The organism is Paenibacillus campinasensis, assembly GCF_002272015.1.
GTDB classification, from domain to species: domain Bacteria; phylum Bacillota; class Bacilli; order Paenibacillales; family Paenibacillaceae; genus Paenibacillus_AQ; species Paenibacillus_AQ campinasensis.
On the sequence record NZ_NPBY01000012.1, the window covers coordinates 46697 to 72497 of the forward strand.

Sequence of the window (25801 nt, forward strand, 5' to 3'; positions counted from 1 at the left end):
AATGAAATGGACGGAGGGAGAAGAGAGCATGTCTGAATCCAAAGATAATATGAAGGTGTTGTTTGCCGCTTCGGAGTGTGTGCCGTTTATTAAAACGGGCGGTCTGGCCGATGTGATCGGCGCACTGCCCAAAGCGCTCCAGGAAGCTGGGGTGGACGTCAGCGTTATCGTGCCGAAGTACCGGGGAATTCCGGAGGAATATCGAAGCCAAATGGAGTTTATTGGCGAGACCAAGGTGCAGGTCGGCTGGAGACAGCAGTACTGCGGAGTCAGCCGGATCATTTGGGAAGGGGTGCCGGTCTATTTTGTAGACAATGAATATTACTTCGGGCGAGATGGTATCTATGGCTACATGGATGACGGCGAACGATTCTCCTTCCTGAACCGGGCGATTCTGGACCTGCTGCCGGTTATCGGCCTGAAGCCGGATGTGCTGCATTGTCATGATTGGCATACGGCTATGATTCCGCTGCTGCTGCATGATGGATACCGCCATGATCCTTATTATGCTGAGATTAAAACCGTATTTACGATACATAACCTTCTGTATCAGGGGGTTTATCCGTACGAGGTGCTTGTGGACCTGCTCGGGATTCACAGCCGCCATTTCCATGCGGAAGGCGTGGAGTATTACGGTAATCTGAACTTTATGAAAGCGGGCATCGTCTACGCCGATCATGTGACAACCGTCAGTCCGACTTATGCACGGGAAATCCAAACCGCCTATTACGGCTACGGCCTCGACGGCCTGCTGTCCGCGCAGGGCGAAAGGCTGAGCGGGATTGTGAACGGTATTGATACGAAGAGCTATAATCCGAACCGTGATCCGCATATTGCCGTGAAGTACCGGAGCAGTCTGGATAAAAAAATGCAGAACAAAATCGAGCTTCAGCAGGAGCTGAATCTGCCGGTCGCTCCCCATGTGCCGATGATGGCGATGGTCTCCCGCCTTGTCGATTCGAAAGGGCTGGAACTGGTCATCCGCGTCCTTGACGAGCTGCTGTATTATGATGACATTCAGTTCGTGGTGCTTGGCACGGGCGATCCTTCGTATGAGCACTGGTTCAGGGAAGCAGCCAATCGGTATCCGAACAAAATGTCCGCCCAAATTCGGTTCAGCGAAGGATTATCCCGTCGCTTCTATGCCGGCAGCGATCTGTTCCTGATGCCTTCCAAATTCGAGCCATGCGGCATCAGTCAATTGATTGCGATGCGTTATGGCAGCGTCCCGATCGTAAGAGAGACGGGCGGCCTGAACGATACGGTGCAGCCGTATAACGAATTTACCGGCGAAGGGAACGGCTTCACGTTTGCCGCGTACAACGCGCATGACATGATGTATACGATCCGCCGTGCCGCCTCGTTCTACCGCCAGCCGGAGCATTGGCGGAAAGTAAGCAAAAACGCGATGAACGGCGATTACAGCTGGCTCGTATCGGCGGGGCAGTATGTGGATATTTACCGCCGTGTACACAGCATATCGTGACAGAAGGGACAATGGGACTTAAGCGATAATACAGCGATTGTCCTCTAAACGATAAGAATAACGCCCCGGTGACTCCTGCTCAGGCAGAAATCATCGGGGCGTGCTTCGTCAAGAAAGGTCTGAAGATTACTTTTGGGAAGTCTCAGTTCATTTAATTTTTGTACCTATACACAGCTGTGAAGGGGAATCAGCTGGACTTCAGCTTGCGGCAAAGGATGCGATATCCGTATGGCTCCAGTTCAATGTGCATCGTGCCGTCCACAGGCTTGACCGGCTCATCCAGGAGAGCATCATACCAATCGGTCGTTACAATGGGATGGGACAAGGTGCGCTTCTCTTCGCTGTTGTTCATCCAGATAATGAAGTGATACTGGTCATCCGCCCGCTCATAGACGATGGATGGATCGTTCCGGTTCGCCTGGAGGAAGCGGAAGCGGCCTTGACGCAGCGCCGGGAAGTTCTTGCGCAGGCTGATCATCATCCGGTAAAAATCGTACAGATCCAGATCCTGCTTCTCCGGGTCCCACTCCATGCACTGTCTGCAGTCCGGATCGCCATCGCCCGACAGCCCGACTTCATCGCCGTAGAATATACACGGCGTGCCCATAAAGGTGAACAGGAACACCACCGACAGCTTCATCCGCCGCTTGTCCTCGCCAAGCCGGGTGAGCAGCCTTGGGGTGTCATGGCTGCACAGCAGGTTAAATACGACTTCATTCGTCTGCTGCGGATAACGCATCAGCAGCCCGCCGATCTGATTGGCGAAGGCCAGTCCGTCCATATTGCCATTGAAGAATTCGAGCACCTTGTCGGCGAACGGATAGTTCATGACCGAATCGAATTGGTCGCCGAGCAGCCAGTTCAGGGAGTCGGACCACACTTCGCCCACGATGTAGGCGTCGGGGTTGGCGCTCTTGACAATTTGCCGAAACTCCCGCCAGAAATGATGATCAATCTCGTTGGCAACATCGAGCCGCCAGCCGTCCAGCTTGATCTCCTTGATCCAATATTCCGCTACGTCCAGCAGGTACTCCTTCACTTCCGGATTGGCCGTATTAAATTTGGGCATATTGCCAAAGAAGCCGAACGTATCATAGGTAGGGATGCCATCCTTCACTTCACAAGGGAATTTGTTCACATGAAACCAGTCCGCATATTTGGATTGTTCCCCATGCTTCAGCACATCCTGGAACGGAGGGAACTGTTCGCTGCAGTGATTGAACACCGCATCAAGCATGACCCGTATGCCTCTTTCATGGCAAGCGTCGACCACCTGCTTCAGCAGCTCATTGTCGCCGAAATGTGGGTCAACCTGTTTGTAATCAACGGTGTCGTATTTATGGTTGGACGGAGAGCGGAAGAGAGGCGTGAAGTATATCGCGTTGATGCCAAGCTCCACCAGATCGTCAAGATGATCAAGCACCCCTTGCAGATCGCCTCCGAAATAGTTGTCGACTGCAGGCTGCCCGCCCCATTCCTCCGTGCCTGGCGGATCGTTGTCAGGATCGCCATTGGCGAAACGCTCGGTCATAATCTGGTAGAATACCGCTTCCTTGGCCCACTCCGGCACCTTGAATACATCAATTTCATGTATGTAGGGGAACTCGAAGTAACCGGCCGGAGGATGCGGATAATCCCATGTGATGCCGCTGTCGACCATATATACGGTATCCTTGCCATCATGGATGCGGAAGCCGTAGGATAACCGTTTGTATTTGGGGCGAACGGCGCACTCCCAATAATCAAACATTTCATCAGAGGCGGCTTTCTCCATCGTAATCTCGAAGTAGGTTCGCTCCCAATCATACTTGTCACCGGTCATGGCAACCACGGAGTCCACGTCGTTCTTCCTGGTACGGACCCGCAGATGAATGGTAGCGGGATCATAGGCATAGGCCCATTTATCTCTAGGAACATGATATAGCGCTTCAAGCAGCATGGCTTGCACCTCCTGATGTGTTGCAGGACTTTGCAAAATCCTGATTTGACTATTAAATAACCGAGCGACCGGATTAAGAATCAGAGGAACGAATAACTTGACTAGCTCAGCTATTTCGTAAGGCGTGCTGCAACTCTTCTAGACGAGACGCGCTGCTGCTCTCCATAAGATGAAACGGACCGGAGCGGAATATGCACTCCCCAAAAAATGTACTTTTTATGAAAGATTATGAAAAGTGAGCGACTTACATTGCATAATCATGCATCCTGTTTTATAATAGCCCAGTTGTGATTTTTAGGTAAGGATCATGTTAAGTCCTGATGCAATATATTTTAAGAGGAGAAGGTAGCACATATGAGAAACAAACTGACAATAGGGCTGACCTTGTTCATGGCCGTGCTGCTGATGATGGGCAGTATCGTCCAAGCGGAGGGTGAGAAGAAAACGATCATCCTTGGAACAAGCGCAGACTATGCACCCTACGAATTTCATAAAGAGATTGACGGTGTCGATACGATTGTAGGCTTTGACATCGAAATTGCGAAGGAAATTGCCAAGGACCTTGGTGCAGAGCTGATTATCAAGGACACGTCCTTTGACGCGCTGCTTCCGGAGCTGACAAGCGGCCGGGTGGATTTTGTCATCTCGGGGATGAACCCGACCGAAGAGCGAAGAAGAAGCATCGACTTCTCCGACCCGTATTATGCCGCTGAGCAATCGGTCATCGTCCGCAAAGGCGAGGAGCATCTGTACAACACGATGGAAGGACTGGAAGGGGCGCGCATCGGTGTGCAGAAGTCCTCGATCCAGGAGAACATCGCCAAGGGGATTCCCGGGGCGAACGTCGTGGCGCTGGATAAAATTCCGGATCTGCTGCTGCAGCTGGAATCGGGCCGGGTGGATGCGGTTCTAGCCGAGTATCCGATTGCCAGAACGAATATGAACGAAGAAACGATGGTCATCACGGACGCCAAGCCGACGGCCGAGAATGATGAATATGCGATCGGTGTCCGCAAAGGCAACCATGAGCTGCTCAGCAGCATCAATCAGACACTGGAACGGCTGAAGAAAGACAACCTCATTGAGAAATTTGTCGATGAGGCCAGTGACCTCGCGGCCGGACGGACCAAGGACAGTCTGAATATGTTCGAGTTCTTCTGGAAATACCGCGACTATTATATGAAGGGTATTCAGTTCACATTGCTGATCTCTGCACTCGGCGTTGTGTTCGGTTTCATCCTCGGGCTGTTCATCGCCCTGATGCGCATGTCGAAGGTGAAAGTCGTGAAGCTGCTTGCGACTACCTATATAGAAGTTGTGCGCGGCACACCGCTGCTGGTGCAGCTGTTCATTATCCATTACAGCCTATCGGCATTCAACATTACCTTTACGCCAATCCAGTCCGGTATCCTTACCCTGTCCTTGAACAGTGCCGCCTATCTCGCGGAAATCTTCCGGGCAGGTATTCAGGGCGTAGACCGCGGTCAGCTGGAAGCGGCCCGCTCGCTCGGCATGACGAAACGGCAGGCGATGCGCCATATTGTACTGCCGCAGGCGATCAAGGGCATACTGCCGGCAATCGGCAACGAATTTGTTGTCATCATTAAGGAATCTTCGATTGTATCCTTTATCGGGGTATATGACATTATGTATCAGGCCCAGATCCTGCGCGGTTCGACCTTTGCGCCTCTAAATCCGCTGCTGGTGGCCGCTATGATCTACTTTATTCTGACATTCGTGCTTTCGAAGCTGCTCGGTGTCTGGGAAAGGAAGTTGAGCGCAAGTGATAACCGTTAAAAATCTCCATAAATCGTTTGGCAAGCTGGATATTTTGAAAGGGATCGATGTTGAAATCGCCCAGGGGGAAGTTGTCGTTGTGATCGGTCCGAGCGGTTCGGGAAAAAGTACGTTTCTGCGCTGCCTGAACCTGCTTGAGCAGCCGACGAGCGGGGAGATTATGTTCGAAGGCGAGCTGATTACCGCCAAAAATCACAACATCAATGCGACGCGCGAGAAAATGGGCATGGTGTTTCAGCAGTTCAATCTGTTCCCGCATAAAAGCGTGCTGGACAACATTACGCTGGCGCCGATGCAGGTGAAGGGCACGAGCCGCCAGGACGCGGTCGTGATTGCCGAGGATCTGCTGAAACGGGTAGGCCTTCTGGACAAGAAGGACGCCTATCCATCGCAGCTGTCCGGTGGACAGAAGCAGCGGATTGCGATTGCGCGTGCGCTGGCGATGCAGCCGCATGTCATGCTGTTCGATGAGCCTACATCAGCACTGGATCCGGAAATGGTGGGCGAGGTGCTTGAGGTTATGAAGAAGCTGGCTGAGGGCGGGATGACGATGGTGATCGTCACGCATGAAATGGGCTTTGCGCGCGAGGTTGGCGATCGCATCCTGTTTATGGATGGTGGCAAAATCGTCGAAGAAGGCGAGCCGGAGGCATTGTTCGGCCAGCCGCAACATCCGCGGACGCAGGAGTTTTTGAGCAAGGTGCTGTAAGGAAACAGTAATTCGTGAAGCATGCCCGGATGGCGGTATATGAGCTGGAAAGTCAGCTGATATACCGCTTTTATGTTATTGGCTTCATTCCTGTCATTGGCAGGAGGTTGTTGGTTTATGTCGAATTAGAGTGGTGTAAGTATCTGTGCGTGCAAGTTGTAGGTAAGCGCGAGGTGGGGATTGAAACGGCTAGGAGCGGGCAAGTACGAAGGGGCCACGCTACGACGAATACATAACCGAAGGGCGGCTGGAAACATGGAGCAACAAAGGCTTGTACTGCTTGAAGCGGGAAAACTGCAGTGGATGCGTAAGCCATTGCCTGAGCTTTCGAAGGACGAGGTGCTCGTTAAAACGATGGCCGGGTCCATCAGCATCGGAGCGGAAATCGCACAATATCGGGGGCATCATGCCGTGGATTCGCAATCCAGCTATCCGAAAGAGACGGGATATGAAAGCTACGGTGAAGTGATCGCGGTTGGCGAAGCGGTCCGTTCGCTAAACGTTGGCGACCGCGTCGTCGCCTTCTACGGCCATAAAGATTATGAAAGGGTGAAGGAGCACAAAGCCATCCGCGTGCCGCCAGGCATTGAGGCTGCCGATGCATTGCTCGTCATATTGTCGTGCGACGCCGCCAAGGGCGTGCTGAAACTTCAGCCTAAAGAGAATGATCGCGTGCTGATTACCGGCATGGGAACGATGGGGCTATTAACCCTTCATTTCCTGAAGGCATATCAGAATGTCCGGCATGTCGATGTCCTGGAGCCGAATCGTTCCAGAGGAAGGATGGCGGCTCGATTGGGGGCGTCCAATGTGTTCCATGATCCGGAGGAATGTCTTGCGGATCGGTATGATTATGGCTTCGAATGTTCGGCCTACAACCGCGCTTTTGCCACGCTGCAGCGAGCGTTGGTGAAGGAGGGGCATATTTGTATTCTGTCCGACGGAAATCGAGATGAATTTGTGTTGCAGCCGGCGTTTTATGAGAAGGAGCTGCGAATTGTCGGTTCAAGTGATGGCTGGGATTATCAAAAGCATGCCGAGTGGTATTTTGCCAATTTCAAGTTGCATGATTCCACGCTGCGTGACCTGTATGAAATGAAAATCAGCAGCCAGCAGCTTATTCCGTGTTTTGAAGCGCTGGGCAATGGAACCCAGCATCCGTTAAAGGTGCTGGTAGAGTATTGATCGGCCGTTCCGCAGCTACGCTTATTGGCTTCCTTTCATGAAGCCGTCTTTATGATGGTCGATCATGAACTGGAGAAATTTGATCACTGCTTGAAGCTCTGATTCCGAAAAAGAGTCCATGGATTCGATAAACCGTTGTTCCATCATCTGGTGCAGGATCGCATGGACTTCATAAATGTGCCTTCCCTTCGGGGTCAGGCTGTAGTACACCTCTTTCTTGTTGTCCTTCAATTGACTTCGCTTAATAAATCCTTCCTTAAGCAGATGGGTGCAGATCTTCGTAATGCTGGCCTTGGATAAATTCATCTTCTCTGCAATATTCGTATTGTTGATCGGCTCATGGTTGCCGATGCAGTCCAGGACGTGGACGCTTGTGACGTTGCTTGGATATGAGCTGATCCCATGCTGCCTTGCAAGATCAGCAAACTCCTCAATTTCGACAGCGGAAATGGGATCGGTGATATGTGTGAAATGGAGAAAACGTTCATACAGCAAACGCTTGATTCCTTCAGGTGCGCTCATGGGGCTGGGCTCCTTTTATTAGAAGTAAAGAGCGGAGGGCTCGTCCACTCCGTCTGCTCTTGTATTGTTTGGATGTAAACTAATATATCACAATCAAGTTGAACACTCAATTTCGCTTGCTAAACCTCCTGTGATCATCAAACGGTCCTTTTTTTATAAGACTTTTGAATTACTGGTGCTGTATTCCCACAGATATGACCAACCCGGAAAATGATTTGACACGTGATCATTGACAGTATTATAGTTTACTTATAAACAAAAACAGAGAAGGGACCTAGGACTGGAAAGGGGAAGCCTCGATTATAGGTTGATTCAACGCTGTTTTCATCGACGCTTTTATATAGGGGATCATCCGTTTTATGCCGTCATGATGATTATCTATTTTGTTTACTACGTAACAATGTGATGAAGGAGGGGTCAGGAATGGTTGCAGCCATAACGATAAAGGAACGAAGATCCATTCGGAAATACAATGAGACGCCGGTCGCGCAAGAGCTCGTCATCTCGTTACTGAAGGAGGCGGCGAGCTTATACGAAGCCGAGGGGGCGGCACCTTGCTGGCGCTGCATCTATTACGGGACAGAAGCATCCCGCCTCAGGCTTGCTGAGAGCATGGTCGCTAAAGTGAGGGAAAGCGGTCTTGGCAAACTTATTCCGGCGAAAATGGTCGATATGATCACCAAACAAGCGATGGATGTTCCTGTTCAGCTGATCTTTATTGCGGAGCCGGGGGAGAATGAACGGGCGCGAGATGAACATTATGCCGCGGTATGCAGCATCATGCAGAACCTTCAATTGCTCGGCTGGGAGCAGGGGCTCGGCATGTTCTGGTACACGGATCCAATGGTATATGGCGCGTCTTTTTACAAGGAGATCGGTTTGCAGGACGGGGAAAGGTTGGCTGGCATCTTGAACATGGGTTACTTTGACAAAATACCGAGAGCCCGGAGAAGAACACCCGCGGAGAAGAAATGGACCGAAATCGGCGGGGGAATGAGAGGGTCGGCCGTTCGAGCGAATCAAGCCCGGATCTCCTCGGCAGCGGTACTGGAGGTGTTGAATGAGGCGGTATGGGCGCCGAACGATGGGATGCGAGAGCCGTGGCGCTTTATCTATGTGAGCGAAGGCGATACAGCCGCCGAATGGCGAGCATCTTCCGCAAGCAACGCGGAGGCGTTCCTGGTCGTGGTGGCGAAAGAGGAAGCGGATCTGCACAAACAGGAAGAGGACTACGCAGCCGTGTGCTGCTTGATTCAGAACTTTCAATTGCTGGCCAAGTACAGGCAATGGCCGGTACGGCGCAGCATCCCGGCATGGACATATGATGAGCTGTGGTGCAAGCGGCTGGGAGTATTGCCGCAGGAGCGAATTGTTGCGGTGCTGGAGCTTGGGGGAGAAGGTGAGACGATATCCGGAGCCGAGGCTACTGACTTACGCATCTCCTATCGCTGATCGGTTGACCTTCCCGGGCAACTGCTGCCCATCAAGCGTTGTGCTTCTCAAGCTGCCCCGCTCCTCCATCCGTGTGAAGGACGGAGCGGGTAGTTTCTTTCTGGCAAGCCTAGGAGTGATCGCACGGGATGTGATGATCGGGCTCCAGCCCTTTGACCCGATATCTCATCATTGACGACCCGAAACTTCGAGCGGCGTTTCTGCCGGGCGCTTACCATCAACAACAGGTGGTGGAGGCTTCGGCGTTAATTGTTATGCTGGCCAAGGAAGCGGGGGTAGACACAATCACGATGTCCGGCTTCGATTCGGGGAAATTGAAAGAGGTGTTAAATATTTCGGACCGCTATTTGGATGTCATGCTGATCGCTATTGGTAAAGGCATAAAGGACGGCCATCCGACGGTACGGCACCCTGTAGAGCGGATCATGCATCGGAATGCGATCATGTAATTACAGCAGGGCAAGTGAAAGGAATAACGGTGCGCACAGCCCCTGCATTTCGATGCAGGGGCTTGCCGCCCGGCTCAGTGACGAGGGTTAGTCTTGCTCGTTATCTTGGCTGCTCCTGCCTGCAGCAGGCTCTGCACCGCCAAAAACAGCAGCGCGCCTGGAATCCCGTAATACATGAAACCGAACTGCGAGATTGAAAGGGAAACGGCCAGGCCCCCAATCAAGCCGATCACTGCATACGAGAAAATCATCACAATCGCCTTCTTCACACCGGTCCACCTGGCATATCCTTTCATGCGCTGATCGAGCCATAAGGATACAATGGCGCCAAAGATAAAGAACAGGAAGAAGGCAGGGGGGAACAGAATCGCAAACATACCTCCAAAGGAATAATATGCAACCTCGGCCGCCCTTTCATCCGGCGGCGTGTAACTGTACCATGCCAGCCCGGCACTGGTTAGCACAGATGAAATGGCAGCGGCGCTGATCTTGATCATCGGACGGACGTATAAGCTCATCTCTGCGGCTCCTTTCCATTATGGATCATGATGAGTGGCTGTTTCATTGGGTAGAAGGCGGCTAAGGCCGCTCATTTCTTCTTCGTTAGCCACTGGCCAGCCCCATAGAGTACAGCACCAATTCCTATTAACCAGTATACAGGAATCACGACACGCGGAGTTCCGAATGAAGGCATGAAGTAAAGGCCGGCAACGAACAGACCGAATGCACCCCCGCCAACGAGGAAGGCGATGGCGATTTCCTTCCATTTATGGATCTTGCGAAACGCGGACCAGCGAATGTATGCGAACAGCCCGTAAATAAATAGACAGCCCAGAAGAAGCGAAGCAATGACGCCTACCGCCAAGCTTCCCGTGTGGAACTCATACACCGATTTCCCCAGATTGAAGCCGTAGCCAAGAATGGTCGATAGCAGCCCGGTGGTAAAGAAAAAGATACCGAGAAAGGTAAAGCCGCCGATGGCCACCAGCTTCAACATTTCCTTGGGCAGGGCTGTCGGGAGTTCGCCGACAATTTCCTGGGCATACGCCTTCGGGTCATTGCCGAACACTTCCTCTGCCGTACGGCCATTCTGCTGCGCTTCGAGCAGATGGTCCAGCACCTCCATCAGAATTTCTTCGGTCTCTTGCTCAGACCTATTAAATGAAGTCCGAATGTAGATCAGCAGGCCGGTATAATACTTTTCGTTCTCCTCGTTCAGCAGCTCGCGCTTTCTATTGTTTTCCTCGATCAGATCTTTGGTGTGCATGTGCTCCTCCTCCTTTTTGCATCAGTTCATCGACAGGGCCTTTGAGCGCATCCCAATGCATCCTAAATTGTTGCAGCGCTTCTTCGCCTTTATCTGTCAAAGTGTAATACTTCCGGTTGGGCCCGCTGGGCGATTCTCGCATCTCGCCAACAATCAGCTGTTCCTTCTGCAGACGTAGCAATATCGGATAAATCGAGCCTTCGCTAACCTCGATCCGCATATCCCGGAGTTTCATCGTCAGTTCATAGCCATATATCGTTTCCTTGGATATGACAGCGAGAATGCACCCTTCCAGAATGCCCTTTAATAACTGGCTTCGCACCGACAACTTATTCACCTACCTTGTATAACCATATAGTGGCGAAAATAAAAAGGCACTCTGGCCTTCATCGGGGGCATGAGCCCTCCCAAGTAACTTGCATAACCAGGTAGCTGGTTCGTGAACAGCTACCTTGCATCGCAAAGTAGCTTGTGTCTACTTTAACAAAATGCGGATTGTATTTCAAGTAGGAATATGGATCTCATGTTTATATCAAATAAATTTCCAACATTCGTAAAATTTTAGTTAAAGCCGGGATTTATAAATTTTATGAAAGCCGTACAGTCCCTTAATATTCGCTTGATACACTAAACGCAAAGGGCGACCAGGAGGATGGATGGCATCCATCAAGTCCTGAATGAAATGGAGGAGGGCCGCATGCAAATAACCGTGGTTGGAACTGGCTATGTTGGTTTAGTGACCGGCGTGACCTTCGCAGAGATCGGTCATGAAGTTATTTGTACAGATGTCGACAGCGCGAAAATCATGAAGCTTAGCAGGGGAGAAGTGCCGTTCTACGAGCCTGGACTCCAGCAGCTGATGGTTCGCAACTTACAGAATGGGCGTCTTCGCTTTACCACCGACACGACAGACGCATATCGCTTTCGGGATGTCATCTGTATAGCGGTCGGAACGCCATCCAGGCCGGACGGAGCTGTGGATGTGAGCTACATCGAGCAGGCGGTGCTCGAAGTCGCCAAAGCGATTGAGCAGTACACCGTCATTGTGGTCAAAAGCACCGTGCCGGTCGGAACGAATGAACAGGTGCGAGCGATGGTTCAGCAGCACACAAACTGCCCGTTTGACATCGTATCCAACCCTGAATTTCTGCGGGAAGGCTCGGCGATTCACGATATCTATCACGGGGACCGGATCGTCATTGGTGCGGACAGCGACCGCGCCGCAGACATCGTTACCGAGCTGCACAAGCCGTTTGGAACGCCGGTCTTTCGCACCGATCCTCGAAGCGCGGAGCTGATTAAATACGCCTCGAATGCTTTTCTGGCAACGAAGATCAGCTACATTAACGAGATGGCGAATTTATGCGAGAAGCTGGGGGCCAATGTGGATGCAGTCGCCCATGGAATGGGGCTTGATCGGCGGATCGGTTCACCATTTTTACAGGCGGGCCTTGGTTATGGCGGCTCTTGTTTTCCGAAGGATATCAGAGCGCTGCTGCATATGGCAGAGTCTGCGCAGTCCGAGCTGCAGCTGCTGCGGGCTGTAAGTATAGTGAATGAGCAGCGCCCATATGTGGTGCTGGATAAATTGAAACAGCGATTCTCCTCCCTGCGCAATCTTCGGGTGGCTATCCTTGGCCTCAGCTTCAAACCGAATACCGATGACATCCGGGAGGCTGTATCGCTAGTCATGATGAAGGAGCTGCTTAAGGCTGGCGCCTCGCTCATCGTGTATGATCCGATCGTGAATCAGGCCAAAGGAAATCCGGTTCTCGAAAGCGCACGGTTTGCAGGCAGCATGAAGGAGGCGCTGGACTGGGCGGAAGCGAGCATTATCGTTACGGAATGGGATGAAATCCGTAGTTTTCCACTACTTCAATATAACCAGGAGACGTTGAAGGAAACGATTATCTTTGATGGGCGCAATTGCTACGCTTTAGCGGAAGCTGAACGGGCAGGGGTGGAGTATTACTCCATTGGCCGCCCTGCCGTCAATGAGCGGCAGCCGAGTCACCTGTTGCATTCATGAGGACAGCAGGCAATGATGCGATCACGGATAAAAGGAGTGAAAAGATGCGAATCGCGATTTTTTCAGACACATATGCCCCGGAGGTGAATGGGGTAGCCCGCACGCTGAAGCGCTACACCAATTATCTGGATACGAAAGGCATTGCGTATCGCTTATTCGTCCCGGAAGGTCGAACTCCAGTACCGAAGGTGCCTCATATTGAACGGTTTATGAGCATCCCGTTTCTGCTGTATCCGGATTGCCGCTTGGCGATTCCGAACCCGATTCACATTCGGCAGACGCTCGATGAGTTCAAGCCGACCTTGATACATGTTGCAACGCCTTTTAACTTGGGCCTGTTCGGTCTCCATTATGGGAAGAAACATCAAATTCCGATGGTTGCGTCCTATCACACGCACTTTGATGATTATTTGGCCTATTATCACGCTACGTTTCTGACCAAGTGGATCTGGAAGTATCTACAGTGGTTTCACCAGCCCTTCGATCGGGTTTATGTGCCTTCGGAGAGCACACGCGAGAAGCTGCTAAGCCGGAATTTCCATCCTTCCATCGACATCTGGGGCAGGGGAGTGAACCACCACTTTTATTCACCGGCCAAACAATCGCGGAGCGTCAGGGAGATATACAATATCAAGGAGAAAAACATCCTGCTCTACGTAGGGCGGGTAGCGCCCGAGAAAGATGTGCATATTGTGCTGGAGACGTTCCATGCTTTGCCAGAGCATGTTAAGCAGGAGACGCATCTCTTGATCGTGGGCAACGGTCCGTTGTTCCAGACGCTGTCGGCCAAGGAGCACCCGCAAATTACTTGGACCGGTTTTCTGGAAGGGGAAGCCTTGTCCAAGGTATATGCCTCGGCTGATCTGTTCCTGTTTCCTTCCCCGACTGAGACCTTCGGGAACGTTGTGCTGGAGGCCCAGTCGTCGGGCTTGCCGGTGATCGGGGCCAAGGCGGGAGGCGTGCAGCATTTGGTCACACATGGCGTGAACGGTTTCTTATGTGAAGCGAAGCATACGGAATCTTTCGCCAACTATACGAGCCTGCTGCTGGAGCAGGAAAGCCTCCGCCGCACCTTTGCGGAGAAATCCCGGGCATTTGCCTTGACATTGTCATGGAATGAAATTTTCGACAAACTCATCAACAGCTTCTTGCAAATTGCCAACCGGAAGCAGGAAATTTCGGCTTAGGACGCTGCACAGGGAGAGGAACAGGGAGGGCAGGCTTGATCCTTGCTCTCCCCTTGTTACCTAATGAACAGAGCCATCCCAGGACGGGATCATGGAGGATAACCTTCATGATCCGAACGTCTCGCGGATGGCTCTGTTCCTGTTGTCATTCGTGGACCGCCGGCGCAGTCCGTTTCAGCGTTGCAGCCGAGCGGAGCCTGATCAGGAGATCGGCGGTTCTTCCACAGGCACCTTGCCGATTATGCAGGGAGGGGAGAGGCTGTCCGCCGCTTCAGGGGCATGAAAAAAGCCGGCACCGATAGAGCATCGACGCCAGCTTTGTATAATAGCGAGTATGAATCAGAGGCTTTTTTCCAGCGTGTTGTCGAGATCCGCAGTCGCACTACGCGCTGCTGTCCAAGGAACAAACATCAGCACGACAAGCCCGATCGCGAACAGTACAATCAAGCTTGCTACGCCAAAGGCGGAGCTTCCGGTCAGTTGTGTGATCACACCGACAAGGAATGGGCCGGATACAGCGGCAAATCTGCCGAAGATGGTGTAGAAGCCGAAGAATTCATTGGATTTTTCCTTAGGTACAATGTGGGCGAAGTAAGAGCGGCTGAGTGCTTGAATACCGCCTTGGGATGTCGCCACAAGCATCGCCAATATCCAGAAGTCTGCAATCGTCTTCAAGAACATGGCATACACGCATACGATCATGTAAATGACAATGCCGGTATACAGCATCTTTTTGACGCCGAATCGGTTGGCCAGCTTCCCGTATACGATCGAGAATGGGGCTGCCACAATCTGTACGGCCAATAGCGCAATGATCAGGTCTGTCGCACTTAACCCCAAATCGGTACCGTAGGCGGTGGACATGGAGATAATGGTGCCCACGCCGTCAATGTAAAAGAAATAGGCGATCAAAAACAGGAAGATAGTCCGGTATTGCCGGATCTCCTTAAAGGTCTGCGCAAGGCGCTTGAAGCTGTTGACAACAACTCTCGGTTCACGCTGAACCCCGTATTGCTGCTTGACGTTTCTTAGCATCGGGATCGTGAAGGCGAGCCACCAGATGGCAGTAATCAGGAAGGTCGTCCGGCTTGCTGCCGACGTGGACAGCGGAATGATCCCCATCTGGGCTGTGAGGATAATGGCAATACATACGATGAACGGAATCGTACTGCCGATATAGCCTAGCGCATAACCTCTGGCAGACAGCTCATCCAGTCGGTCCCTCGAGGTGACGTCCACGATGTAGGCATCGTAGAATACGTTGGCTCCGCGCGCGCCCAGGGTTGTGAGCGTATAAAAGATCAATAAGAGAAGCCAGTTGTCATCCGGGACAAAAAACAGAGCAAGCGTTGAAATGACACCGATGACAAAAAAGAAGGTGAAAAACTTGTCCTTCATGCCTTTGTAATCGGCAATGGTGCCAAGGATCGGTCCGAGCAGCGCCAGGATAAAGGTGGCGATTGAAATGGTGTAGCCCAGATAGGCGGTCGAGTTGGCGCCCAAGACGCCAGCGTTGTCAGCCACTTCCTTGTAATAGATCGGGAAGATAGCGGTCACGATAATGAGAAAATAAGCTGAATCGGCCCAGTCATACATCATCCAGCTTTTTTCCGCTTTGGTGAATTTGCTCACGGTGTACTCCTCCTTTTGATCCGGATGATGCAACATTCGGTTGGGCGCCTCCCGGTATGATAAACCAACCCGTGAATCTTGTTTATTCTATGTATTACTTCTTGCGAATAGGAGACGTCTTCACCGATTATGCAAAATCCTTACTAGTAGTCTACGTTAGACTATAGAAGAAGTATAGATAGGCTGGATAAATTTTACTCGGTCTTTACATATATTTACACGTGGTTTACATGAACGCCGGGCAGAGGGCGGCACAGGGATTCTTTGGCTTTCCAGGGTACGATTCTTTACTTTTCACTGATCCGTGATTAATAATGAGAGCATATCGCAAGATTAATGGAGAAGCGGGGGGTTACGGGATGACTTATCATGAAGCGAATCCGAAGGTAGATGAATTTCTGGGGAAAGCTGACAAGTGGATATTTGAAATGGAGAAACTGAGAATGATCCTGCTTGATTGTCCATTGGACGAGGAATTGAAGTGGGGGAAGCCTTGCTACACATCTCAGGGCAAAAATATATGCATTATCCAGCCGTTTAAAGCGTATGTTGCGCTGATGTTTTTTAAAGGCGCGTTGCTGCCTGACCCGCACGGAGTCCTGATTCAGATGACAGAGAACGTGCAGGCGGCGCGTCAGATTCGGTTTACGGGGGTTCAGGAAATTACCGAGGCTGAAGAGATGCTGAAAGCGTTCGTTCATGCCGCTCTCGAGGTCGAGAAAGCTGGGACAGCCGTGCCTGCGGCCAAGGACAAGCCGCTGGTCATCCCGGAAGAATTACAGCAGAAATTCGCCGACATGCCAGCTTTGCAGACGGCTTTTGAAGCCTTGACGCCGGGCCGTCAAAGAGCGTACGTGCTTTATTTTAACGGGGCGAAGCAAGCCAAAACTAGGGTGTCGCGCATCGAGAAATATGTGCCGCATATTCTGGATGGCAAAGGAATGAATGACAACTGAACATCATAAGACGTGCTCTTGAGGCTGGGGCCGACAGCACTCCATCAGGAATGGAGTTGCTTGCATTGACATTAAATGAATGATCATTTACTGTTGTGGATATGAGACATAGAGATGATAATAAAGTAGAGGCAATATTTGATGCTACGATCCAATTGGTGAGTGAGATCGGGTTCGCTGACATTTCAATTTCGAAAATCGCCAAGCAGGCCAATGTGTCGGCTGCAACCATTTATATTTATCATGAGAACAAGGAGGATTTGTTGCTTAACACGTACCTGAAGGTAAAAGGCAAGTTAAGCGAGAAGATGTTCGAAGGGCTGCATGAGAAGAAGGCCGTCCGGGAGCGCTTTGAGTCGATTATTCATAACTACGTTGATTTTATACAAAGCAACACAGCGTACTTTTTGTTCCTGGAGCAAATGATTCATTCCCCGTTTCCGCAGAAATGGTGTTTGGACACGACAGGGATGTTCGAGCCGATCTATAACATGCTTGAAGAAGGCAAGCAGCAAGGGCTGTTCAAGCAAGCGGATGTTCGGATGCTGATCGTATATTCGATCATGCCGGTGGTGGAACTTGCGAAGGAGCATGTCAAGAACGGAACGCAGTTCGACCAGCAGCAATTGCAAGCAGCGATTGATATGAGCTGGGATGCGATAAAGGTATAATCCAAATGGAAATGACGAGAAAGGGGAGATGTGATGGCCGTTATCGAGCCCATTTTTTTGATGTACAATAAATGAACATTCATTAATCGAAAGAGAGTTCATCCCATGACGAATCCAAAAATATGGTTTATTACAGACAGTTCCCGGGGATTTGGCCGCGCCTTGACTGAAGCAGCCTTGCGCAAAGGAGATGTTGTCATTGCCACGGCCCGCAACCCGAAGTCACTCGCCGGTCTGGTCGAGACGTACAGAGATCGCATTTACCCCCTTGCTCTGGATGTCAGCGATGAGTCGGCCGTATCTCAAGCGGTTGAAGAGGCGAAGAGCCGGTACGGATGTCTTGATGTGGTCGTGAACAATGCCGGGTATGGCGATATCGCTGTCCGCACGGGCATGCTTCTGTAATGCGAAAGAAGCCTGCAGGCATTGCTCTATGGGAGCGTATGCTGCAGGCTTTTTGGGGTTTGGTGGGTTCGTACATCGAATGATGAACAGCAGGAGAGAAATCGAACGCTGCTCCCTGCTTGAATTGCTTATTGACCGGGCTTGCTTGTATCCGCACTCACGGCCAGCTGTCCGGTCGCCACATTGAGCCGGTTATACAGGTTGACGGTGGCAAGCCCGGCGATCAGCGTGGCCAGCGCTTGCTGCCCGAAATGTGCTGCCGCCTCGTCATAGATATCGTCCGGCACCGGATGTGCCCGGTCTTCAATCCGGGTAATGGCTTCGCATAGCGCGAGAGCCGCTCGCTCGGCTTCATTGAATAGCTGCGTATCGCGCCACGCGGCGGCTGCGAGCACGCGCTCTGTCGTTTCCCCCGCTGACAGTGCGTTGCGGGCATGAAGCTGTACGCATACGCTGTCCCCATTAATCTGGCTGGCGCGCAAGTAGCACAGGAACAGGAGTCCCTTCGGAACACCGGTCTGTGCCGCAGACGAAAACAGCGCATTTCCTAACATTTGCAAGGCTTGGCCCATATCGGGCACAATGGCAGCAGGATTGTCCATTCTGGATGACATCAACATACACTCCTTCTCGTGATTTAGGTGTAAACCCGTTATTCGGTCCTACAATACGATGACGGATCACGGTCTGGAAGTGTGACAAACACTCGGGCCTAGTGCCGATGAATAGATCATGCAGGGAGGATGTCACATAAATTGAGTGGCGGTCGTCAATAAAGATAGAGGGATTGCTGTACTGTCCGAAAGAGAAGAAGGGGGAAGCAAGATGAATGATCAGGCAGGGTTGGCAGCGGTATTCGAAGCACACCGGGCGCATCTTCATGGCGTGGCGTACCGTATGCTTGGTTCTCTGAGCGAAGCGGAGGATGCGGTTCAGGAAGCATGGCTGCGTCTGAGCCGCAGCGATGTGAATCATATTCACAATATCGGGGGATGGCTCACTACCGTCGTATCGCGGATCTGCTTGGATATGCTGCGGGCTCGCAAGACGAGGAAAGAGGAGTCGCTTGAGGAGCATCCGCCGGAGGCGCTTGCAGCCGTTTCGTATGCCGATCCGGAACAGGAAGCTGTCCTCGCCGATTCCGTAGGCGTTGCCATGTTGGTCGTGCTGGACCGTTTGAAGCCGGCGGAACGAATCAGTTTGATTCTCCATGACGTGTTTGGAATGCCATTTCACGAGATCGCTTCGATTATTGGTAAATCAGACGACGCAGCAAGGCAGTTAACGAGCCGGGCACGACGCCGGATCCGCGGAGCGGAGGAGGTTCTGGATACCAGCGTGGCAGCTCAGCGTGATGTGGTGCGGGCTTTTCTGGCAGCAGCGCATGCAGGAGATCTCCATCAGCTGATTGCTGCTCTGGATCCGGATGTGGTTCTGCGGGACGACCGGGAAGACGGAACGCCGAGAGTGTTCCGCGGTGCATCGGCGCTGGCCAAGAAGGTAGCCGGACGTGCGCAGAAATCAGCTCAGCTTGCCTGGGTGGACGGCAGCGTGGGCATCGTGGCGGCCCCTGGCGGCAACTTGCTCTACGTGTTGAAGTTCACAGTGAAGTGCGGGATCATTACCGAAGTGGAATTGATCTCGAACCCAGAGCGGCTTCATACGATCGATTTGGGTGTATTGGATTATGATGGTCATTCCCCATGCGCTGATGATCACTAAACCGTGACGAGCAAGCGGAAATAGTGAATGAAATAACCGATTGATATAACTAATTATATTAGTTATATTACTAATTAGATTAGTTTAAATACTAATTATATTAGTTTTCGGGGAGAGGGATTTATGGAAAAGCGCATTCGGTTAGCCTCTGTCAGTTTAGTCATTGCCGGGATTCTGTTTGTTCTCTATCCTGCAATCCGTCCGTTTTCTGATGAGACATCGTTGGTGGGCGCGGCAGCTTTTGCTTCTCCGGCCTGGATCGTATCCCATGTGCTCGCGATTGTGGCCTTCACGTTACTGGGTGCAGGGCTGCTGGGACTTTGTCTACTTCTACAGAACGGGTCTTGCGGGCGTCTTGCCCTTCGCAGTATCGTGGTCACCTGGCTCGGAATCGGGTTGACGCTGCCCTTTTATGGTGCTGAGGTATTCGGTTTACATGCGCTTGGAAAGCGTGCTCTCGCAGAGCAAAGTGCCGAATGGATCGCCCTGGCGGATGACATTCGTTATGGCTCCGGGTTTCTCATGATTCTTGCGGGGCTGCTGCTGATCGGCATCGGTTCCATTCTGGTGGTTATGGTCATATGGAAATCCGGTGCTTTACCGAAATGGGCTGGTGCTCTTCACGATGGGATTCCTGATGTATCTTCCTCAATTTCTGGGAACCCAGCCGCTGCGAGTGGCTCACGGGGTGCTGGTAGCCGCCGGGTGTATGGGCATTGCGGCCGGATTATGGAGGCTAAGGGGAAGAGGAAAAGTTCAGGAGCCATCGGAGGAGCTTTCTATGCACTAAATCTCATCCGAACGTACCTTTTGGAACGTACCTGAAGTGAACTTGCGTACTTATACTAGGATAGATGTTTTCTATACTGAAAGGCCACTCGGATTGAAATGCATAACTGCCTTGAACCCAAGCGCGCAAGCGTACGTACACTTTCTTGAGGCCTGTAAGACACGAAAAGGCTGCAAACAAGATCTCATAGGACATAGGTGAAATGGCTTGAGCAGGTGTGGTAGACTGGGGTTATGATGTTATCAAATCCGTCCGTGAACAAGAAAGGAGTATCCATCTGATGAAGAAAAGATCGCTCATGGCTTTATCTGCGGGTTATGGATACTCTACTGCTGTTTTCTTCTAGACAAATCGCTCCAAGGGTGAAGTGTGTCCAAAAAGCGGTTTACTGGAGAACACAGCAGAATTTTCTGTAGACGGGGGAACTAACAATGAATAATGATAAAATTACAAGAACCAATCCAGTCAGCATGCCGAAACCGGTAGGGAAATACACCCATATTACAAAAATTCCAAGAAATGCGGAATGGTTTGTGACATCCGGCCAGATCGGCATCGATCCCAACGGGCAGTTCCCTGAGAACATGAATGAACAGATCGGGCTGACCTTTGCCAACATCCACAACGTATTGGCAGCAGAAGGATTATGTTCAGATCATATTATTAAAGTGAACATTTGGGCAATTGAGCCGATTGATTGGAATTACCTCTATTCCGAGTGGGAACGATTCTTCAATGATGAGTACCCTGCGATGACGGTAGCCTATGTTACGGCTTTGGGGCTGCCGGAAATCAAGATAGAAATCGAAATATGGGCTGCTAAAGTTTAATTTCATACACACTTCATCCGAACATGGAACCTTTATGATTGAGGTTCCATGTTTTCTTGTCCCCATCCACACCATGTTTACGTTCGGATACCGCCGTTATGTTCTCTGCTACGCTGATATTAGACAGCTGTGGGAGCGAGCGAATGCAAGCGCTGCTTGACGCTAACCTACCCAGTCTCTTGTCCTGTCCTCACATCCTTAATGCTTTAACAATTCCGAAATCGCTGTAATTAGTCGATCCAATTCAGGGATACGCCCGAGCTCTTTGTATGAGATTATAATCATTAATACAGCCTTGCTGGTACTATTCACTGTAGTACTGTTATGGCGTGAGCAGTAGAGAACTTAGTAACTTAATAAGGTTTTGGCAACCTCCAGCAAAGAATAGAGCCTTGAAATGGCCAAAAAGCTATATAAAATGCAACTTCAGTTACAAAAAAGGCGTTTTACAAGGCGAGGGAGGAAGCGTGCAGATCAACTCTGAAGTATGTAACTGCATTAATAGAAGTCAATAGTAAGTCGGTAGGAAGTATTTATTATTTACATTACCTATTAAGATGCTTAAAATTGGGGTTAAACCCTCATTTTGGATTTTGATAAGAATAACAAGGGACTCTGCCCCCTTGACTTCAACGAGGTGATTACTATTAAAACAAGCAGAATTTTAAATGTTCTCCTTATTATTTTCTTCACCTGCACGCTGGCCGCTTGTTCTACGGGGAAAGAAGATGCCGTCCGTGACATGGTTTCGCCTCAGCAAAAATCCTACAATATTTATGTCTTTTGGGATGGGCGTCAATCAGATTATTCCGAACTTATCGAAGAAATGCTGAATGTCATAAATTCAGAAGCTATTCTTGAATCGTTACCCATTCATAATATGTCTTTTATTAGTCTGGATGACCAAACTCAAAAATATGACTATAAGAAACTATTTGCCATTGAACAGTCGCCCACTATTATTGTATTAGATCATGAAGGAATAGTGCTACAGACCAATGATCCTAATGATATTTACGATATTCCAAAGAATTAAAAGTCGTGCACGGTTGTTAAAGCCAGTTCGTCTAAGCTGTTATCAGTACTCAGGTACAGTGCAGTATGACCGTTTGCAGAGCGGTCTTTTTTGATTGATATTTTCTACGGGTTAGTTGACATGGTCAAGTCTCTCCGAGGCTCAAGTGAACCATCCGCTCTTGGTGAAATTGCGGGACGCTGCTTTTTCAATCGCTCCTTCGCAGCTGCTTCATAAACGGCTTCAGTTTTTGTATGATGTCGACTTTGATGTGTGATTGGAATGCAGGAAATGAGTTTATGTATAACCCGTCAAGGAATGGCTTTCCTGGCAGCATATTTTGACTACAAAAAGCATGAATTCGGGGGGATCTCGAGTTCATGCTTTTTTGGCATCTGGCAAACGATTCTTTCAGCCCGGATCGGAGTTCATCCCATTCCGTTCCGCAGCGACATAACGAGGAATGATGACTTATCAAGATGTAGGTGCTCGCGGAGAAATGTGCATTGTCCTTCGCGCCTGCCCGGATCATTGCAGCTGCACTTCCTCCGCCGCTCGGCGCGGGCTCGGGATCGCTTGTTCCCGCGCATAGCCGATGCGAAACAGAAACACATGCTCGCCGCGGCCAGCTAGCCGCTGAAGGGCGCTGCCAAAGACCGGCTCCAGTCCAAGCTGCTGTTCCCGGTCCTGACGCTCATTCGCTTGATTCAAAGGATGGAGAGCAAGTCCCTTGCTGGTAGCCCAAAGGTGAACCCGCTGCCACAAGCGGCCCGCTTCCAGCAATTGCGTTCTGGACCTGGCGGAGACAACGATGCTGCCGAAGGCGGCGGCTGTTGGAATATGCGTGTCTTTTGTCATGCTGAGCCAGTAATCATTCGAAGACGCCTCGGAGATGGGGAGGAGCTTTCCAAGTGCCCGGATGAAGGCGGGGTTGCCTGTGGCGTCCAGCGTTGTCCCGTCCTTGAAGCGATGAATGTCCTCCCTGGTATGACGATACCAGCGATGACTATCGTGAGCCTGAACCGAGTCCTGTATGATCGCTTCCGTTGCTTGAATAATCAGTGCACCGACGTGCTTCTTCGATTGATCGTCCGCATGCCATACCAGATCTGCATTCGGATTATCCCGGCTCAGCAGGCTCATGTCCCGCAGCAGTTGCTCCGGTATTGGCTGCTTGGTATCATAAGCGCCGCGATGGGTATGCCGCTTCGTCATCATCCGGACCAAGGGCGAAACTTCCGGAATTCGATCTGACAGCGTAATATCAGCAACCTTGATACGGTCAAACTCCCCTTCATGCAATTGCACCTTCGGCTCATAACCGAACGCTTTAGCAGCCAGACACAGATTCTCAATCGCACAGCCCAGGCTGATGTTCATTTCCCGATAGAAGGGGTCCATGGCACCGATATTTCGGGACAGGTCAGCGAATAAGTCGATTCGGTTATCCTGTACACGGAACAGCCACGGTTGGGTGTTATGCGCATTGGCGGCCAATATAGCGTATTGTACCAATTTGACAGGATCCTTCTCTGCAAGGTCCGGTTCAAACGCTACATCGACATTCCAGGGAACATAAGCGGGTCCCCGGGCCGTAGAGAATACCCCTTGATCCACAGCCCGGTATAGTCCTCCTCCTGCGAGCAGCACCAATGCAGCCCCTGATGCCTTGAGAAAATTCCTTCTTGACATGTTCTTATGCGGTTGATCCGATTTCGTAGGCTCCACAATCCATCCTCCAGTATATGATTATTGTCTACTTCACGAGATACGGGTCGAGTATTGCCCAGATCAGGCCGACGCCATCGGTAAAACTGACCTCATCGACAGGCTGACCGTTCATCTCGAGAAAGGACAGCCAATTGTTCGCAATGATCCAGCAGGCGATCAGCAGTTTCTGCAGCTGCTCGGAATCAGCTTCGATCCGCAGCACGCCATCCGTGATAAATCTTCGTATAAACGCTTCCTGCTCCACCAGTCGGGTGTTCATCATCTCCGTATGCAGGAGTCTTAAAGCTTCATCTGCCTGAAACAATGACAGTGCCTCCCGGTAAAAAAATCGATACCGCCACAAAATGTCGAAGTTCATCAGCAGCTTCTGCTCCAGATGCTGTTGGGTCAGTGTGACATGTTCGGGGAGCGACCATACCTCATTCCATTCCTCATACATGTCCAGCAGAATCGCTTGGATGATCTCGGACTTGTTCTTGAAATGATAATAGAGATTGCCTGGGCTCATCAAAGCGGCAGCGGCGATATGATTGGTCGATACTTTGCCGATCCCTTGCTCATTAAATAACTGAACCGCAGTTTGCACAATTCGTGATTTGGTGTTCAATCACACATCACCTCTGCTTTAGAGTAATTACTCTAAATATAGAGGGTCACCGATTTTATGTCAACTCAAGTGATGATGTCTCAACGAAAAAATCTGCAAAATCATAAAATGTCACGCAAGATTTTACGAAAACAATGCCAATGATTAACACAGCAAAAATATCTTCTTAATTCTTAATTAACAATCGATTGATAGGCTAATTGACGAGATGTCTATACCTTTCCTTGGCAGGGGTCTTGTATGGATAGATACATAGGCTGTTGCCCCGCGCGGCTTTTGTGCTGCCATCCTAGGTTTCATGATGTCCCGAGTTGTATGGATGACTTCTCGTTGTATGAATGACCTGCTCGATGTTACTCAAGCTGGCGCCGCTTGATTGACATAAAACTATGAAAAGGCAAGGTGATACTCGTGTTGAAGAAAGCGATTCTGCGTGTAACCGTCCTCATGCTGTTTGTAACGTCTGTAGCCGGCACTTTCTTTGCTTCCGATGCCTCCGCGTCATACAACAGTTCCAACTGGATGGGATCCATCAGCGACAACACTTCCCTGTCGAGCCTCTCGATTCCGGGAACCCATGACTCCGGTGCATTGTACGAGCCGATTTACGGTACAGCCAAGAACCAGGATCTCACCATTGCAGAGCAGCTGTCCGTCGGTGTGCGTTACTTAGACATCCGTACGAGACACTATAAGGATGCATTCACCATTCATCATGGTGCGGTGTACCAGAATCAGAATTTCGACGATGTTCTGAACGCGGTCATCTCGTTCCTGAACAACAACCCGACAGAGACGGTTATCATGAGTGTGAAAGAAGAGCATACCGCCGCTGATAACACGCGCTCCTATGAGGACACGTTCAACTGGTATGTAAGCAAAAACCCGGACAAATGGCTGATGACGAATCACGTCCCAACGCTTGGCGAAGCGAGAGGTAAGATTGTGCTGGTGCGCAGATTCCAGGCTGCCCAGCTTCCGAAAGGCATCGACGCCACATCTTGGCAGGACAACACAACCTTCACGATTCAGAACGCTGCCAATCTGAAAATCCAGGATTATTACAAAGTGTCGGATCGCAACAAAAAGTGGAACGACATTCAGAACATGTATCATGAAGCCAATTCGTCCAACCCGTCATGGCTGTACATCAACTTCACCAGCGGTTATAACCCGGGCTTGTTCGGCATCCCGAACATTCGCACGATTGCCAATGACATCAACCCGAAAGTCAATCAGTTCTTCAGCACTAACACCCACGGCCGCTTCGGCATCACCGTGATGGACTTTATTACAGGCGATCATGCCTCGAAAATTATCTCTACCAACTTCTAATCGGCAACGCGGCAAGGAATGGGGGGGACGGTGAATGCTTTCACCGTCTCCTTCTTTGTGCGCGCCAGCTGAAGCCAGGCTTCTG

Annotated in this window: 26 protein-coding genes; 17 read left to right on the forward strand and 9 right to left on the reverse strand. The window is 50.8% G+C overall.

The window, feature by feature from the left end:
* The first annotated feature begins 49 nt into the window (after positions 1 to 49).
* Positions 50 to 1486, forward strand: coding sequence for a glycogen synthase GlgA (gene glgA / locus CHH67_RS04020; protein ID WP_095263767.1), 1437 nt, complete (start codon positions 50 to 52; stop codon positions 1484 to 1486).
* Positions 1487 to 1673: 187 nt separating this feature from the next.
* On the opposite strand, the gene CHH67_RS04025 is transcribed toward glgA, so the two are convergent.
* Positions 1674 to 3425 carry an alpha-glycosidase gene (locus CHH67_RS04025; RefSeq protein WP_095263703.1) on the reverse strand — a complete coding sequence of 584 codons (1752 nt, stop codon included), beginning with the start codon at positions 3423 to 3425 and terminating at the stop codon, positions 1674 to 1676.
* A gap of 354 nt (positions 3426 to 3779) precedes the next feature.
* Here CHH67_RS04025 and CHH67_RS04030 point away from each other — a divergent pair, with 354 nt between their 5' ends.
* From CHH67_RS04030 to CHH67_RS04045, 3 genes are all read left to right on the forward strand, one after another.
* Positions 3780 to 5222 carry an ABC transporter substrate-binding protein/permease gene (locus CHH67_RS04030; RefSeq protein ID WP_095263704.1) on the forward strand — a complete coding sequence of 481 codons (1443 nt, stop codon included), beginning with the start codon at positions 3780 to 3782 and terminating at the stop codon, positions 5220 to 5222.
* Positions 5209 to 5931 (forward strand): amino acid ABC transporter ATP-binding protein, encoded by a 723-nt coding sequence (locus CHH67_RS04035; RefSeq protein WP_095263705.1) that lies wholly within the window; start codon positions 5209 to 5211, stop codon positions 5929 to 5931. Before CHH67_RS04030 ends, CHH67_RS04035 begins: the two co-directional genes overlap by 14 nt.
* A gap of 255 nt (positions 5932 to 6186) precedes the next feature.
* Positions 6187 to 7116 carry an alcohol dehydrogenase catalytic domain-containing protein gene (locus tag CHH67_RS04045; RefSeq protein ID WP_095263707.1) on the forward strand — a complete coding sequence of 310 codons (930 nt, stop codon included), beginning with the start codon at positions 6187 to 6189 and terminating at the stop codon, positions 7114 to 7116.
* A 21-nt stretch (positions 7117 to 7137) separates the two neighbouring features.
* On the opposite strand, the gene CHH67_RS04050 is transcribed toward CHH67_RS04045, so the two are convergent.
* A complete protein-coding gene (locus tag CHH67_RS04050; protein WP_095263708.1) occupies positions 7138 to 7638 on the reverse strand; it encodes a MarR family transcriptional regulator in 501 nt (166 codons plus the stop codon).
* A gap of 423 nt (positions 7639 to 8061) precedes the next feature.
* Between CHH67_RS04050 and CHH67_RS04055 the strand changes: the two genes are divergently transcribed.
* Positions 8062 to 9090 carry a nitroreductase family protein gene (locus CHH67_RS04055; protein WP_095263709.1) on the forward strand — a complete coding sequence of 343 codons (1029 nt, stop codon included), beginning with the start codon at positions 8062 to 8064 and terminating at the stop codon, positions 9088 to 9090.
* A gap of 152 nt (positions 9091 to 9242) precedes the next feature.
* Positions 9243 to 9539 (forward strand): nitroreductase family protein, encoded by a 297-nt coding sequence (locus tag CHH67_RS04060; RefSeq protein ID WP_141235845.1) that lies wholly within the window; start codon positions 9243 to 9245, stop codon positions 9537 to 9539.
* A gap of 74 nt (positions 9540 to 9613) precedes the next feature.
* On the opposite strand, the gene CHH67_RS04065 is transcribed toward CHH67_RS04060, so the two are convergent.
* From CHH67_RS04065 to CHH67_RS04075, 3 genes are all read right to left on the reverse strand, one after another.
* A complete protein-coding gene (locus CHH67_RS04065; RefSeq protein ID WP_095263710.1) occupies positions 9614 to 10057 on the reverse strand; it encodes a hypothetical protein in 444 nt (147 codons plus the stop codon).
* Between the two features lie 71 nt (positions 10058 to 10128).
* Positions 10129 to 10806, reverse strand: a complete 678-nt coding sequence (locus CHH67_RS04070) for a DUF1129 family protein (protein ID WP_095263711.1) — start codon at positions 10804 to 10806, stop codon at positions 10129 to 10131.
* The gene (locus CHH67_RS04075; protein WP_095263712.1) at positions 10772 to 11134 is read right to left on the reverse strand and encodes a PadR family transcriptional regulator; all 363 of its coding nucleotides are present in this window, start codon (positions 11132 to 11134) and stop codon (positions 10772 to 10774) included. The genes CHH67_RS04070 and CHH67_RS04075 overlap by 35 nt, the downstream gene beginning before the upstream one ends.
* A 369-nt stretch (positions 11135 to 11503) precedes the next feature.
* Here CHH67_RS04075 and CHH67_RS04080 point away from each other — a divergent pair, with 369 nt between their 5' ends.
* From CHH67_RS04080 to CHH67_RS04090, 3 genes are all read left to right on the forward strand, one after another.
* Positions 11504 to 12835, forward strand: a complete 1332-nt coding sequence (locus CHH67_RS04080; RefSeq protein ID WP_095263768.1) for a UDP-glucose dehydrogenase family protein — start codon at positions 11504 to 11506, stop codon at positions 12833 to 12835.
* A 44-nt stretch (positions 12836 to 12879) separates the two neighbouring features.
* Positions 12880 to 14022 (forward strand): glycosyltransferase family 4 protein, encoded by a 1143-nt coding sequence (locus tag CHH67_RS04085; protein ID WP_095263713.1) that lies wholly within the window; start codon positions 12880 to 12882, stop codon positions 14020 to 14022.
* Positions 14023 to 14113: 91 nt separating this feature from the next.
* Complete coding sequence (locus tag CHH67_RS04090; protein WP_095263714.1) at positions 14114 to 14305, forward strand: hypothetical protein; 192 nt, start codon at positions 14114 to 14116, stop codon at positions 14303 to 14305.
* A gap of 56 nt (positions 14306 to 14361) precedes the next feature.
* Here CHH67_RS04090 and CHH67_RS04095 read toward each other — a convergent pair whose 3' ends face one another.
* Positions 14362 to 15654, reverse strand: coding sequence for an MFS transporter (locus CHH67_RS04095; protein WP_095263769.1), 1293 nt, complete (start codon positions 15652 to 15654; stop codon positions 14362 to 14364).
* 359 nt (positions 15655 to 16013) lie between these two features.
* On the opposite strand from CHH67_RS04095, the gene CHH67_RS04100 reads away from it, so the two are divergent.
* From CHH67_RS04100 to CHH67_RS04110, 3 genes are all read left to right on the forward strand, one after another.
* Positions 16014 to 16610 carry a YdeI/OmpD-associated family protein gene (locus CHH67_RS04100; RefSeq protein ID WP_095263715.1) on the forward strand — a complete coding sequence of 199 codons (597 nt, stop codon included), beginning with the start codon at positions 16014 to 16016 and terminating at the stop codon, positions 16608 to 16610.
* A gap of 101 nt (positions 16611 to 16711) precedes the next feature.
* Positions 16712 to 17281, forward strand: coding sequence for a TetR/AcrR family transcriptional regulator (locus CHH67_RS04105; protein WP_095263770.1), 570 nt, complete (start codon positions 16712 to 16714; stop codon positions 17279 to 17281).
* Between the two features lie 105 nt (positions 17282 to 17386).
* Positions 17387 to 17686 (forward strand): SDR family NAD(P)-dependent oxidoreductase, encoded by a 300-nt coding sequence (locus CHH67_RS04110; RefSeq protein WP_095263716.1) that lies wholly within the window; start codon positions 17387 to 17389, stop codon positions 17684 to 17686.
* A 128-nt stretch (positions 17687 to 17814) separates the two neighbouring features.
* Here the strand turns inward: CHH67_RS04110 and CHH67_RS04115 are convergent, their stop codons facing one another.
* Positions 17815 to 18300: a carboxymuconolactone decarboxylase family protein gene (locus CHH67_RS04115; protein WP_095263717.1), complete on the reverse strand. Its 486-nt coding sequence runs from the start codon at positions 18298 to 18300 to the stop codon at positions 17815 to 17817.
* A 211-nt stretch (positions 18301 to 18511) separates the two neighbouring features.
* Here CHH67_RS04115 and CHH67_RS04120 point away from each other — a divergent pair, with 211 nt between their 5' ends.
* From CHH67_RS04120 to CHH67_RS04135, 4 genes are all read left to right on the forward strand, one after another.
* Positions 18512 to 19408: a sigma-70 family RNA polymerase sigma factor gene (locus CHH67_RS04120; RefSeq protein WP_095263771.1), complete on the forward strand. Its 897-nt coding sequence runs from the start codon at positions 18512 to 18514 to the stop codon at positions 19406 to 19408.
* A gap of 123 nt (positions 19409 to 19531) precedes the next feature.
* A complete protein-coding gene (locus tag CHH67_RS04125; RefSeq protein ID WP_095263718.1) occupies positions 19532 to 20233 on the forward strand; it encodes a hypothetical protein in 702 nt (233 codons plus the stop codon).
* 396 nt (positions 20234 to 20629) lie between these two features.
* Positions 20630 to 21028, forward strand: a complete 399-nt coding sequence (locus tag CHH67_RS04130; RefSeq protein ID WP_095263719.1) for a RidA family protein — start codon at positions 20630 to 20632, stop codon at positions 21026 to 21028.
* A 586-nt stretch (positions 21029 to 21614) separates the two neighbouring features.
* Positions 21615 to 22064 carry a hypothetical protein gene (locus CHH67_RS04135; RefSeq protein WP_095263720.1) on the forward strand — a complete coding sequence of 150 codons (450 nt, stop codon included), beginning with the start codon at positions 21615 to 21617 and terminating at the stop codon, positions 22062 to 22064.
* Between the two features lie 507 nt (positions 22065 to 22571).
* Here CHH67_RS04135 and CHH67_RS04145 read toward each other — a convergent pair.
* Positions 22572 to 23771 carry an Acg family FMN-binding oxidoreductase gene (locus tag CHH67_RS04145; protein WP_095263722.1) on the reverse strand — a complete coding sequence of 400 codons (1200 nt, stop codon included), beginning with the start codon at positions 23769 to 23771 and terminating at the stop codon, positions 22572 to 22574.
* A gap of 28 nt (positions 23772 to 23799) precedes the next feature.
* The gene (locus tag CHH67_RS04150) at positions 23800 to 24381 is read right to left on the reverse strand and encodes a TetR/AcrR family transcriptional regulator (RefSeq protein ID WP_095263723.1); all 582 of its coding nucleotides are present in this window, start codon (positions 24379 to 24381) and stop codon (positions 23800 to 23802) included.
* Positions 24382 to 24795: 414 nt separating this feature from the next.
* On the opposite strand from CHH67_RS04150, the gene CHH67_RS04155 reads away from it, so the two are divergent.
* The gene (locus CHH67_RS04155; protein ID WP_196426412.1) at positions 24796 to 25716 is read left to right on the forward strand and encodes a phosphatidylinositol-specific phospholipase C; all 921 of its coding nucleotides are present in this window, start codon (positions 24796 to 24798) and stop codon (positions 25714 to 25716) included.
* The last annotated feature ends 85 nt before the right edge of the window (positions 25717 to 25801 follow it).